Consider the following 12160-nt stretch of genomic DNA (forward strand, 5'->3'; position numbering starts at 1 on the left):
CCTGCGGCCCAGTGCCGACGGTGGTGCGGTCGTCGCCGAGTTCGCGGTCGCGCTGCCCGCCATCGTGCTGGTGCTCGTCCTCGGCGTCGGGGCGCTCGCCGGAGCGGCACGCCAGGTGCGGCTGCAGGACGCCGTCGCCGATGCCGCACGCCTCAGCGCCCGCGGCGAGCCCGATCAGCGAGCACGTGACGCCGTGTCGGCGGCGGTGGCGGGGGCGTCCGTGGAGATCGCCCCACGCGGCGACCTGGTGTGCGTGAGCGCATCGGCATCTGCACTGTTCGGCTTCCGGATCGAGGCCACCGGCTGCGCCCTCGGCGGTGGACTGTGAGCGGCGGACTGTGAGCGGGTGCGAGCGCGCCCGGCTCACCCGCCCAGGGCCCTGCGTCGGCGGTTGCCGCGCCATCGGGACCGAGCGCGATGCCGCGCGGCGCGGCGGCGCGCGTTCGGCCCGCGCAGGAGCCCACACAGACGGCGGCGGCGCCTGATGCCGGGAACCATGGCCGTCACCGGTATCGTGGCCGCCGCAGCACTCCTCACGTCCGGGCTCGCGATGGCGGGGGCTGCGGCCGTCGCGGGGCAGCGTCTCGCGTCGGCAGCGGACGCCGGCGCGCTGGCGGCCGCGGATGCCGCGTCCGGCGCGGTCCCCGGCATCCCGTGCGCCCGTGCGGCAGAGGTCGCGGGCACGTTCGGAGCGGTCGTGGACGCCTGCGATCTCGACGAACTGGTCGCGACGATCACCGTCTCGCTGCAGCTCGGACCGGTCACCGCGCGGACCTCCGCCCGTGCGGGCCCCCCACCCTGATCCGGGCTCACAGCGCCCGTACCGAGAACTGGCGTGTATGGTTTGCGTCGAAGAAAGGACGCCCCCGTTGGCAGAAGGCAAGAAGCTCGTCATCGTCGAGTCACCGACGAAGATGAAGTCGATCCAGGGGTATCTCGGCGACGGCTACGAGGTGCTGAGCTCGGTCGGCCATATCCGCGACCTCGCGGACAAGCGCGACATCCCGGCAGACAAGAAGCAGGCGTACGGGAAGTACTCGATCGATGTCGACAACGGCTTCGACCCTTATTACGTCGAGAGCGAGCGCGGCAAGAAGACCGTCGCCGAGCTCAAGCGCGCGCTGAAGGGGGCGGACGAGCTCCTGCTCGCCACCGATGAAGATCGCGAAGGCGAAGCCATCGCATGGCATCTGCTGCAGACGCTGAAGCCCAAGGTGCCGGTCAAGCGCATGGTGTTCCACGAGATCACCAAGGACGCCATCCAGGCTGCTGTCCGGAACACGCGCGAGCTCGACCTCGCGCTCGTCGACGCCCAGGAGACCCGCCGCATCCTCGACCGCCTGTACGGCTGGGACGTCAGCCCCGTGCTCTGGTTCAAAGTGCAGCAGGGCACGTCGGCCGGGCGCGTCCAGTCCGCCGCGACGCGGCTCGTGGTCGACCGGGAACGCGAGCGGATGGCGTTCGTGTCGGCGTCCTACTGGGACATCGAGGCGCTCGCCGCGCCCAACCGCCCGCAGGGCATCGACGAGTCGTTCTCGACGCGTCTGGCGCGCGTCGACGGCGCCGTGCTCGCCCGCGGCACCGACTTCGACGACAAGGGCCAGCTGAAGAAGGCCGTGGTCGTGCTCGACGAGGCGCAGGTGCGCGAGCTCGCCGCGGCGATCGAAGCGGCGGCCGAGGCATCCGTCACCGCGCTCGAGTCCAAGCCCGGAACCCGCAGCCCCAAGCCCCCTTTCACGACCTCGACGCTCCAGCAGGAGGCCGGTCGCAAGCTCTCGATGAGCGCAAAGCACGCCATGGGCGTCGCACAGCGGCTCTACGAGAAGGGGTACATCACTTATATGCGCACCGACTCGACCGCGCTGTCGACGCAGGCCATCCAGGCCGCGCGCGAGCAGGCGGTCGCGATGTACGGCGCCGCGTCGGTGCCGCTCAACCCGCGCACCTACCGCAACAACAGCAAGAACGCGCAAGAGGCGCACGAGGCGATCCGCCCGTCGGGCGAGACGTTCCGGACCCCCTCCGACGTCTCGGGGCAGCTCGATCGCGACGAGCTGCGCCTGTACGACCTCATCTGGAAGCGCACGATGGCCAGCCAGATGTCCGACGCGAAGTACGAGACCACCACCGTGACCCTCGAGGTCGCGGCAGGCGCCCGCCGCGCCGAGTTCACGGCATCCGGAACCGTCTACACGTTCAAGGGCTTCCTCGAGGCGTACGAAGAAGGCCGCGACGAGAAGCGCAGCGACGTCGACAAGTCCGACGACCAGGCGCTTCCGGCGATGGCGGTGGGCGACGTGCTGCGCCTGCGCGACGTCGAGCCGAAGGGGCACTCCACGAGCCCCAAGCCGCGCTACACCGAGGCGAGCCTGGTCAAGGCGCTCGAGGAGAAGGGCATCGGCCGCCCTTCGACCTTCGCCAGCATCATCGACGTGATCCTGAACCGCGGCTACGTCACCAAGCGCGGTCAGGCGCTGATCCCGAGCTGGCTCGCGTTCAGCGTGGTGCGCCTGCTCGAGCAGCACTTCGCCGACCTCGTCGACTACGACTTCACCGCGGCGCTCGAGGACGACCTCGACGCGATCGCGCGTGGCGAGCAGAAGCGCCAGGACTGGCTGAAGGACTTCTACTTCGGCTCCGACGACCAGGTGGGCCTTCGCAACATCGTCGACAACCTCGGCGAGATCGACGCCCGCGCGCTCAACTCGACGCCCATCGGCGATGTCGCCACGCTCCGGTTCGGCAAGTACGGCCCCTACCTCGAGGTGGCCGACAAGGAGAATCCGGATGCCGAGCCCCGGCGCGTCAACATCCCCGAGGACCTCGCCCCCGACGAGCTGACCCCGGCACGCGCGCAGGAGCTCATCGACGCCCCGGTCGCGGGCGACCGCGTGCTGGGGGAGAACCCCGCCAACGGCAAGCTCGTGGTCGTGAAGGACGGCCGCTTCGGCCCGTATGTGCAGGAGACCGACCCGCCCGTGGCGGAAGAGGTCGACGAGGCGACAGGCGAGGTCGTCGCGGTCGCCGAGCCCGAGCCGGCGCCGAAGAAGCGCGGCGCCAAGAAGGAAGCGGCGCCCAAGCCGCGCACGGCGTCGCTCTTCAAGTCGATGTCGGTCGACACCATCGACCTCGACACCGCGCTGCAGCTGCTCGACCTGCCCCGCTCCGTGGGTATCGACCCCGAGACCCAGACGCCGATCACCGCGCAGAACGGCCGCTACGGTCCGTACCTCAAGAAGGGCACCGATTCGCGCACGCTGCAGAGCGAGCAGCAGATCTTCGACATCACGCTCGAAGAGGCGCTCGCGGTCTACGCCCAGCCGAAGTACGGCGCGCGCGGCGCGAGCTCGGCCCTCAAGGAGTTCGAGGCCGACCCGACCAGCGGCAAGGCGATCAAGCTCAAGGACGGTCGCTTCGGGCCGTACGTCACCGACGGCGAGACGAACGCGACGATCCCGCGCGGCGAGGACGCGATGGAGGTCACGTTCGAGCGTGCCGTGCAGCTCCTGGCCGACAAGCGGGCGAAGGGTCCGGCGAAGCGCCCCGCGCGGCGCACGACCACCACCCGCAAGCCCGCGGCGAAGAAGTGACGGCGGACCCGGCCCCGCGATCCGCGCCCGCCGAGGGCCCACAGGCGGCCACCGGGCTGTTCGTCACGTTCGAGGGCGGTGACGGCGTCGGCAAGACCACCCAGGCGGCGCTTCTCGAGGAATGGCTGACGGATGCCGGCCGCACGGTCGTGCGCACCCGCGAGCCGGGCGGCACCGAGGTGGGCGTGCTGATCCGCGACATCGTCCTGCATCACCGGGGCGAGGTCGCGCCGCGCGCCGAAGCGCTGCTGTACGCCGCCGACCGGGCCCACCACATCGAGACCCTCGTGCGCCCGGCCCTCTCCCGGGGCGAGGTCGTGATCCAGGACCGCTACCTCGACTCGTCGGTCGCCTACCAGGGCGCCGGGCGTGTGCTCGGCCGCGACGAGGTGCGCGACCTCTCGCTGTGGGCGACCGAAGGCCTGCTTCCCGACGTCACCGTGCTCCTGGACCTCGACCCGGCGGCCGCCCGCGCGCGGCTCGACGCCGACGACAAGCCCTTCGACCGGCTCGAGGCCGAGAAGGAGCACTTCCACGCGCGCGTGCGGGCCGAGTTCCTCTCCCTCGCCGACGCGGAGCCCGACCGCTTCCTCGTGCTGGACGCGTCCCGGCCGGCCGACGAGCTCGCTGCCGCTGTGCGCGAGCGCGTGCAGACCCTGCTGGGCTGACCGTACGCCGGGCCGCCGGCGTCCGTTCCGAGTTCAGGTGATTACGCCGGGGTAGGAGAGTTGCCCGCAGATCGTCCTGCCTTCGCCACATCTCCTGATCTGTTGACGCGCGGATGCCCCCGTGCGGAGGGATGCTCCGGGAGGGATGCCCTGACGGATGTCCCGTGCGGACGGACTTCCCCGAGGCGGGGTGGTTCCCGCGCTTGTGTCTGTTGCGAGATCAGGTGATTTCACCGGGGTAGGACGTTTGGCCGCAGATCGTCCTGCCTTCGCCACATCTCCTGACCTCGAGACGTGGTCGCGCAGGGCATCGACCGAAGCGCGCGCTGTCAGCCCCCGCGGTTAGGCTGGGCGGGATGGATGCCGCGACCCTGCCCGCCGACGCGAACGAGCGCGACGCGCGCGACGCCGCGGGTGGCGGAGCGGCCGTGCCGTGGGGTGATGTGTGGGGGCAGCCGGAGGCGGTCGCCGCACTGCGGGAGGCGGCATCCGACCCCGCGTCGATGACCCACGCGTGGCTCATCACCGGACCTCCCGGCTCGGGCCGTTCGACGCTGGCGCACGCGTTCGCCGCGGCGCTCATCGCCGAGCCAGGCGACGAGCGAGCGATGCAGCAGGTGCTGGCCGGCACCCACCCCGATCTCACGGCGCTGCGCACCGAGGGCGTCATCATCTCGATCAAGGACGCCCGCGCGCTGGTGGAGCGCTCGTACTTCTCGCCCTCGCTCGGCCGGTACCGCGTCATCGTCATGGAAGACGCCGACCGCATGGCCGAGCGCACCTCTAACGTGTTGCTGAAAGCCCTCGAAGAGCCTCCCGAGCGCACCGTGTGGGTGCTCTGCGCGCCGAGCGATGCCGACCTCCTACCCACGATCCGCTCCCGTGTGCGCACGCTGCGCCTGCGCGAGCCCGACATCGCCGACGTGGCCGACCTGATCGTGCGGCGCAGCGGAGTCGATCCGGCGATCGCCGAGCAGTCCGCCCGGCACGCGCAGCGTCACATCGGCATGGCCCAGCGGCTGGCGACGGATGCCGCAGCCCGCGCGCGTCGCGACGCCACCCTGCGAGGGGTGCTGGCCGTGCGAGGGGTCGGCGACGCGGTCGAGGTGGCCGGCGCGATCGTCTCTGCCGCGACCGATGACGCCAAGGCGCTCACGGCGGAGCGGGACGAGGCCGAGCGCTCGTCGCTCCTGCGCACGCTCGGCATCGCCGAGGGCGGAGCGATCCCACCGGCGGTGCGCTCGCAGCTCTCGGCGCTCGAGGACGAGCAGAGGCGCCGCGCCACCCGCAGCCTGCGCGACGGCATCGATCGCGTGCTGACCGACCTGGAGTCGATGTTCCGCGACGTGCTGATGCTGCAGTTCGGCCGGGACGCCGTGCTCATCAACCGGGAACTCGAGTCCGACCTGCGCGCCCTCGCCGCGGCGTGGACGCCCGAGCGCACCCTGACGGTCGTCGACCGCATCGGCGTGACCCGTGAGAACCTCGAACTCAACGCCGCCCCCGCACTCGCCCTCGAGAGCATGCTCGTCACCGTTGCGAGCGGAAGGATCCCGTGAACACGACCCGCCCCCGCCGACCCGGCTCCTCGCAGTCCGGCAGGCTCGGCATCAGGACGAAGGCCGTGGCGGTCGTGGCCGGCCTCGTCGCGGCATCCGTCGCCCTGAGCGGCTGCCTCTCCAGCATGATCCCCGATGCGGCGCCTCGCCCCACCACGAGCAAGACGGCCGACACCGACGGGGTGCCGGCCGAGCTGCTGCCGTACTACGAGCAGACGCTCGACTGGAGCTCCTGCAGCGGTGACTTCGACTGCGCCACCGTCACCGCACCGCTGGACTGGGCCGATCCGTCGAAGGGCGACATCGAGCTCTCGCTGATCCGCAGTCGCGCCGAGGGCGGCGGCGAGCCGATCGGATCCCTTCTGACGAATCCCGGCGGGCCCGGGTCCAGCGGAGTGGCGCTGATCCGCGACTCGGTGTCGTTCGCGGTGAGCGACCCGGTGCGCCAGCAGTTCGATGTCATCGGCTTCGATCCCCGCGGCGTCGGCGAGTCGACCGCCGTGACGTGCTACGACGCGGCGGACATGGACGCCTACCTGTTCGACATCCCCGAGAACGAGCGCGGGACGGATGCCTGGACCGACGAGCTGCTCGCACGCCACGCGGCCTTCGGCGAGGCGTGCGAGGCGAGCAGCGACAGCATCCTCCCGTACATCACGACCGACAACTCCGCTCGCGACATGGACATGATGCGCGCCGTGCTGGGCGACGAGCAGTTGAACTACCTCGGCTACTCGTACGGCACGTTCCTGGGTGCGACCTACGCCAAGCTGTTCCCCGAGAAGGTCGGACGCCTCGTGCTCGACGGTGCCATCGATCCGTCGATTCCGGGGCTGGATGTCGGCATCACGCAGGGGATCGGCTTCGAGTCGGCGCTGCGGGCATACATGGCGGACTGCCTGAACGACGATGAGTGCCCGTTCCGCGGAAGCGTCGATCAGGCGATGACCGATCTCGGCACGCTCCTCGCGGAGGTGGACGGCAACCCCATCCCCAACGCGGACGGCCGCATGCTCGGCGCCGACTCGCTCATGACCACGATCGTCTCGGCACTGTATTCGCAGGACAGCTGGAGCTACCTCACCATGGCGCTCACCGAGGTCCTCCAGGGCAACGCCGACCTGGCCTTCCAGCTGGCGGACTTTTACTACAACCGGCAGGACGGCGCCTACCTCGACAACTCGACCGAGGCCTTCCGCGCGTACAACTGCATGGACTATCCCGTGGACGCGACCGAGCAGCAGCAGGCCGATGCCCAGGCGCTGCTGGCGGCCGAGGCACCGACGGTCGCACCGTACTGGAGCGGCCCGGATCCCTGCGAGGTCTGGCCGTACCCGGCGACGGGCGTCCGGGAGCGCATCACCGCCGAGGGCGCCGCTCCGATCGTCGTGGTGGGCACCACGAACGATCCCGCGACTCCGTACGAGTGGTCGGTGTCACTGGCCGAGCAGCTGTCGTCCGGCGTCCTGGTGACCCGCGTCGGCGAGGGACACACCGGCTACAACAAGGGCAACGCGTGCGTGGACTCGGCCGTCGAGACCTACCTGCTCGACGGCACCCCGCCCGAGGACGGCCTGCGCTGCGAATAGGAGCCGGAAGCGTGGCGACCGCCTATCCCCGAGGTGGGCCCACGCGCCCCGAGGCTCCGCGCAGCGCGAAGCGATGCGTGGAGAGGGCGTGGGGAGGATGCCGCAGCCGCAGCATCCGCTTCTCTCATCGGTGGCGGGGTCGCCCCAGCGGTCAGCGGCGCAGCACGCGACGTGCGAGTGCGTTGCCGATGAACTGCACGGCCTGGACGATCACGATGATGACGAGCACCGCCGCCCACGTGACCCACGGGTTGAACTGCTTGAAGCCGTAGACGATCGCGAACTCGCCGAGGCCTCCGGCGGCCACCGCGCCGGCGATGGCTGTCATGTCGACGAGGGCCACGACGATGAACGTGTAGCCGAGGATCAGGGGGCCGAGGGCCTCGCGGGGGAGCAGGCGCAGGAGAATCCGTGAGCGGCTGGCGCCGGTGGCGCGGGCGGCCTCGATGACACCGGGGCGGACCGTGAGCAGATTCTGCTCGACGATGCGGCTGATCGCGAACAGCGACGCGATGGTGATCGCGAAGATGCCGAACTCCGGCCCGATGCCCGGGATGCCGAGGCTCCGGGCGATCGGCTGCACCGCGGCGAGCAGGATCACGAACGGGATCGGGCGGAAGAAGTTGACGATCACGTTGATGGTCCCGAAGAGGAACCGGTTCGGGAAGAGACTCCCGGGTCGCGTCGCGTAGAGCGCCAGCCCGACGAACAGGCCCGCGATGCCGCCGAACACGAGGCTCAGCGACACCACGTACAGGGTCTCGGCCGTTGCGGCCCAGAGCTCGGGAAGCAGATCGACGAGCCTATCCACGGGCGTCCTCCTCGATGAGCGGCGCGAACGCCGAAGCGGCGTCGATCGCCTGCTGCACGGCATCCGGCTCTCCGGTCAGTGCCAGGGTGAGATGCCCGAAAACGCGCCCGGCGATGTCGTTGATCCCGCCGTGGATGAGCTCGAACCGCACGCCGTGCGACGAGAGCGCGGCGAACACGTCGGCCTGGGTGACATCCCCCTCGCGCACGGTGAACGTGACGATCCGCCCGGGGTGGCGATCCTGCAGCGTGCGCAGCTGGTCGCCGGCGGGCACGTCCTCGATGATGCTGGCGACGAACCTGCGTGTCGCCGCGTGCCGGGGCGCCGAGAGCACGTCGAAGACCGCGCCGCTCTCGATGACGCGGCCGTTCTCCATCACGACGACCCGGTCGGCGAGCGTGCGGATGACGTCCATCTCGTGCGTGATGACGAGGATGGTGACGCCGAGCTCCGCGTTGATGCGTGCGAGGAGCGCGAGCACCTCTTGCGTCGTGTCGGGGTCGAGCGCGCTGGTCGCCTCGTCCGCGAGCAGGATCCGCGGGCTCGTCGCAAGAGCGCGGGCGATGCCGACGCGCTGCTTCTGCCCGCCCGAGAGCTGCTCGGGGTAGCTGCGGGCCTTGTCGGCGAGCCCGACGAAGCGCAGCAGCTCATCGACGCGCGCCGCGATCTCGGCCCGCGGGCGCCCGGCGACCTCAAGGGGGTAGGCGACGTTCTTCGCCACAGTGCGCGATTCGAAGAGGTTGAACTGCTGGAAGATCATGCCGATGTCGCCGCGCAGCTCACGCAGCTCGCGCTCGCGAAGGCGCGTGATGTCGCGGCCGTCGATCTCGACGGTGCCGGCGGTGGGGGTCTCCAGCGCGTTCACCAGGCGCAGCACGGTGCTCTTGCCGGCGCCCGAGTAGCCGATGATGCCGCACACCTCGCCTGCTGCCACGTCGAGCGAGACGTCGTCGACGGCGACGACGTCTGCGCCGTCCTTGGCGGATGCCGGAAAGGTCTTGGTCACGCCGGTCAGGCGGATGAGGGTCATGGGTGCTCCTCGGCGGAACGCGCGTATGCGGCCCGGGCGCTCGAGGCGCCGGCGGGCCGCACAGGCGAGTGCCGCGGTGTGGCGGGCTTACGAGTTGGCGCGGATGTCGTCCTCGACGTCGGTGAGCGACGTGAGGAGCTCGTCGACGGGCGTCTTGACGAGGACGGCGGTGCCGCCCGACGCCTCCAGGACGCCGTCCTGCACGGCCTTGGTGTTCTGATAGATCTCCACGAGCTTGAGGTAGGTCGGGTTGTCGGCGTCCTCCGCCTTCGCGGCGAAGATGTTGATGTACGGGAAGGCCGACGGGTCGGCGGGGTCGTCCTGCGCGAGCAGCTCGTCCTCCGTCAGACCGGACTTCGTGACGAAGTCGTTGTTCACGATCGCGCCGGCGAAGTCGGGAAGCGACGACGCGGTGAAGTCCGCGGCGACAGCTTCGACGCGCACCTTCGACTCCGCCTCGATGACCTCGGCAGGAGTCGAGAAGGGTGAGCCGCCGTCCTCGAGTTCGATGAGGCCCGCGGACTGCAGCACCAGCAGGGCGCGCGCGCCGTTCGACTCGTCGTTGGGAATGGCGACCGTCGAGCCCTCGGGGATGTCGTCGACGGAGTCGTACTGGGTCGAGTAGAGGCCGAGCGGGTAGATCGCCGTGGCGCCGATCGGCTGCAGGTCGTCGCCGCTCTGCACGTTGTAGGTGGCGAGGTAGATGATGTGCTGAAACTGGTTGAGGTCCAGCTCGCCCGCAGACAGAGCGGGGTTGGGCTGCGAGTACTCCGTGAAGTCGACGAGCTCCACCTCGATGCCCTCTTCGGCGGCGGCCTCCTTGTAGGTTTCCCAGTACGGTTCCCCGGCGCCGACGACGCCGATGCGCACGACCTCGTCCCCGGCGGGGGCGTCGGCCGCGGCATCCGTCCCGCTACCGGCACAGCCGGCGAGGAGGAGGGCGAGGGGGAGTGCGAGTGCTGCTGCTGCGGTGAGCTTCTTGGGCGTGGACATGTGCGTGCTCCTGTGGATCGAGGCCCGTGTCGGCGGGTGGCCGCGTGCTCGATCCACCGGACCGCGCACGCTTCGTCGCGGACCGCGTTCGAACCTACGTGGCGTCCGCCTCTCGTCCGAACCCGGCCGTAACACGTCGACACCGAGCGGCTGCCGGCGCGGCAGCGGTGCGCCCGCCGCGGTGCACCCCGCGGTGTTCGCGAGCACTCCCGAGACCCTGTAAGATCGTTGCTTGTGCATCGCGCAAGCGAGGCGCGCCACCTTAGCTCAGTCGGCAGAGCGATTCACTCGTAATGAATAGGTCAAGGGTTCGATTCCCTTAGGTGGCTCAGAACCGGAACGGCCGCGGGAGCGGCCGTTTTCCGTATGCGAAGGACGGTGGTGCGGTGCCCCAGGCGATCGACGCCCTCGCCGAGATCTTCTCGTGGATCGGGTTCGGCATGGGCGCGCTGCTCGCCGGAGTCGCGCTCATCATGTACCTGTTCGACGGCACCTGGGTGCCGGTGCGGGCCGTCGTCGAGGCGTCCGAGCACGGTCGGCTGGTGCGCTGGTTCGACGAGGACGGCGGCGTGGGCGAGGCGCATCTGACCCACGAGCAGCAGCACCACATCGGCGACGCCGACATGACCGACATCTTCATCCGCCGAGGGTCCCTCAACCGGATGCGGCTGACGCAGGGGTCGCCGGCTGTCCGCGCGGTGGCACTCCTCGCCGTCGGGATGCTCGGGCTCGGCGTCGTCGCCCTGGTGACCTCGCTCGTCATGCTGTTCGCGCGCGGCTGACCGGGAACGCCCGCGCCCAGGAACCACGAGCGGGTGTATTTCCGCCGGCGGAAATACACCCTCTCGCGATTCGTTCCTTGCGCGATGCATCTGGCGTGCACGGCGCAGCTCAGGCGACGGCGAGCATGCCTCCGGCGGCGAGGGCGAGACCGAGGCCCACCCACTGGACGACGGCGACGCGCTCCCGCAGGACGACGGCCGCGAGCAGGATCGTGCCGGCGGGGTAGAGCGCAGTCAGCGCCGAGACCACCGCCAGGTCGCCGGTCCGCAGCGCCAGGAGCATGAGGGCGTTGGCGGCGGCATCCGCGATTCCGCACGCGATCGCGAGCGACCACGCCTGACGCGCCGTCGCGACCGTGGGGCGGGGATCGGTCGTCGCATGCTCGGGATCGGCGTGTCCGCTCGGGACAACGCCGAGCTGTGCGCCGGCGACGTGCAGAACCGACCGCGCGGGTGCGCCCCGCCGGACCGCCGCGACGGCGAGGATGCCGATAACACCTACCGTGACGACCGCGCTGGTGGCGCGGCCGGTGAGCAGGGGCACCAGGCCGCCGCCGGCGGAGGTCTGGTCGACGATGATGAGGAAGGCGCCGATCGCGAGACCTGCGCCGGCCGCCATCGCGAGCCCGCGCGCATTCGGCCGCACGATCCTCTCGCCGGGGATGAACCCGACGAGGACGACCGCGACCAGGGCGACGGCGAGCCCGGCGTACCCGATCGGCGCCAGCGCATCGCCCTTGACGAGCAGACCCCACAGCATCGGCGCGATCGCCGAGACGACCGCCGTCAGCGGCGAAAGGATGCTCATCGGCCCGATCGCGAGGCAGGCGTACAGCAGGGCGACCGCGACCACTCCGACCATGCCGGCGAGAACGCCCCATGCGACATCCGCGACCGTCCACACGCCGCCTACGAGAGGCTGCACGAGCAGCAGCGCGAGGAACCCCGAAAGAGCCGCCACGGCGGTGACGACGATCGCGCGCAGCCGCCGTGCCGCCAGGCCGCCGAGGAAGTCCGCGGAGCCGTAGACCACGGCGCCTATCAGGGCGAGGGCAGCGGAGAGCATCGCGACTCAGCATAGGAGCCGTGCGGGCCACGGGGTCGTTGCACCAACTTCGTTTCCGCAAAGCGATTTCGC

Annotated in this window: 11 protein-coding genes and 1 tRNA gene; 8 read left to right on the plus strand and 4 right to left on the minus strand. The window is 70.6% G+C overall.

The features are described 5' to 3' along the window. The first annotated feature begins 1 nt into the window (after window position 1). From B2K11_RS18310 to B2K11_RS18335, 6 genes are all read left to right on the plus strand, one after another. On the plus strand, window positions 2-328 hold the full coding sequence (locus tag B2K11_RS18310) for a TadE family type IV pilus minor pilin (protein ID WP_163620532.1): 327 nt from the start codon (window positions 2-4) through the stop codon (window positions 326-328). Between the two features lie 156 nt (window positions 329-484). Next, on the plus strand, window positions 485-802 hold the full coding sequence (locus B2K11_RS18315) for a helicase (RefSeq protein ID WP_163620533.1): 318 nt from the start codon (window positions 485-487) through the stop codon (window positions 800-802). Between the two features lie 67 nt (window positions 803-869). Beyond that, window positions 870-3590 carry a type I DNA topoisomerase gene (gene topA / locus B2K11_RS18320; protein WP_163620534.1) on the plus strand — a complete coding sequence of 907 codons (2721 nt, stop codon included), beginning with the start codon at window positions 870-872 and terminating at the stop codon, window positions 3588-3590. Continuing rightward, window positions 3587-4258 (plus strand): dTMP kinase, encoded by a 672-nt coding sequence (tmk, locus tag B2K11_RS18325; RefSeq protein WP_163620535.1) that lies wholly within the window; start codon window positions 3587-3589, stop codon window positions 4256-4258. The genes topA and tmk overlap by 4 nt, the downstream gene beginning before the upstream one ends. A gap of 356 nt (window positions 4259-4614) precedes the next feature. Then, window positions 4615-5817: a DNA polymerase III subunit delta' gene (locus B2K11_RS18330; RefSeq protein WP_239526248.1), complete on the plus strand. Its 1203-nt coding sequence runs from the start codon at window positions 4615-4617 to the stop codon at window positions 5815-5817. Further along, window positions 5814-7406: an alpha/beta hydrolase gene (locus B2K11_RS18335; RefSeq protein WP_163620536.1), complete on the plus strand. Its 1593-nt coding sequence runs from the start codon at window positions 5814-5816 to the stop codon at window positions 7404-7406. Before B2K11_RS18330 ends, B2K11_RS18335 begins: the two co-directional genes overlap by 4 nt. 151 nt (window positions 7407-7557) lie before the next feature. Here B2K11_RS18335 and B2K11_RS18340 read toward each other — a convergent pair whose 3' ends face one another. The 3 genes from B2K11_RS18340 to B2K11_RS18350 all read right to left on the minus strand — a co-directional run bounded on the left by B2K11_RS18340 (window position 7558) and on the right by B2K11_RS18350 (window position 10240). Then, window positions 7558-8217 (minus strand): methionine ABC transporter permease, encoded by a 660-nt coding sequence (locus B2K11_RS18340; protein WP_163620537.1) that lies wholly within the window; start codon window positions 8215-8217, stop codon window positions 7558-7560. After that, window positions 8210-9247, minus strand: a complete 1038-nt coding sequence (locus B2K11_RS18345) for an ATP-binding cassette domain-containing protein (RefSeq protein WP_163620538.1) — start codon at window positions 9245-9247, stop codon at window positions 8210-8212. The genes B2K11_RS18340 and B2K11_RS18345 overlap by 8 nt, the downstream gene beginning before the upstream one ends. Window positions 9248-9334: 87 nt before the next feature. Beyond that, window positions 9335-10240, minus strand: a complete 906-nt coding sequence (locus B2K11_RS18350; RefSeq protein WP_163620539.1) for a MetQ/NlpA family ABC transporter substrate-binding protein — start codon at window positions 10238-10240, stop codon at window positions 9335-9337. Window positions 10241-10496: 256 nt separating this feature from the next. On the opposite strand from B2K11_RS18350, the gene B2K11_RS18355 reads away from it, so the two are divergent. Continuing rightward, window positions 10497-10569: transfer RNA gene (locus tag B2K11_RS18355), tRNA-Thr, on the plus strand. 57 nt (window positions 10570-10626) lie between these two features. After that, window positions 10627-11022, plus strand: a complete 396-nt coding sequence (locus B2K11_RS18360) for a hypothetical protein (RefSeq protein ID WP_163620540.1) — start codon at window positions 10627-10629, stop codon at window positions 11020-11022. Window positions 11023-11131: 109 nt separating this feature from the next. Here the strand turns inward: B2K11_RS18360 and B2K11_RS18365 are convergent, their stop codons facing one another. Next, window positions 11132-12088 (minus strand): EamA family transporter, encoded by a 957-nt coding sequence (locus B2K11_RS18365; protein ID WP_163620541.1) that lies wholly within the window; start codon window positions 12086-12088, stop codon window positions 11132-11134. Window positions 12089-12160: the final 72 nt, after the last annotated feature.

The sequence above is a fragment of the Microbacterium sp. B35-30 genome, assembly GCF_010634855.1.
GTDB lineage: Bacteria > Actinomycetota > Actinomycetes > Actinomycetales > Microbacteriaceae > Microbacterium.

What these genes read in the sequence shown, in the direction of transcription:
- B2K11_RS18330 (WP_239526248.1), top strand. Translation starts at nt 4,615, where the DNA reads ATGGATGCCGCGACCCTGCCCGCCGACGCGAACGAGCGCGACGCGCGC.
- B2K11_RS18365 (WP_163620541.1), bottom strand. Translation starts at nt 12,088, where the DNA reads ATGCTCTCCGCTGCCCTCGCCCTGATAGGCGCCGTGGTCTACGGCTCC.
- B2K11_RS18345 (WP_163620538.1), bottom strand. Translation starts at nt 9,247, where the DNA reads ATGACCCTCATCCGCCTGACCGGCGTGACCAAGACCTTTCCGGCATCC.
- B2K11_RS18350 (WP_163620539.1), bottom strand. Translation starts at nt 10,240, where the DNA reads ATGTCCACGCCCAAGAAGCTCACCGCAGCAGCAGCACTCGCACTCCCC.
- B2K11_RS18315 (WP_163620533.1), top strand. Translation starts at nt 485, where the DNA reads ATGCCGGGAACCATGGCCGTCACCGGTATCGTGGCCGCCGCAGCACTC.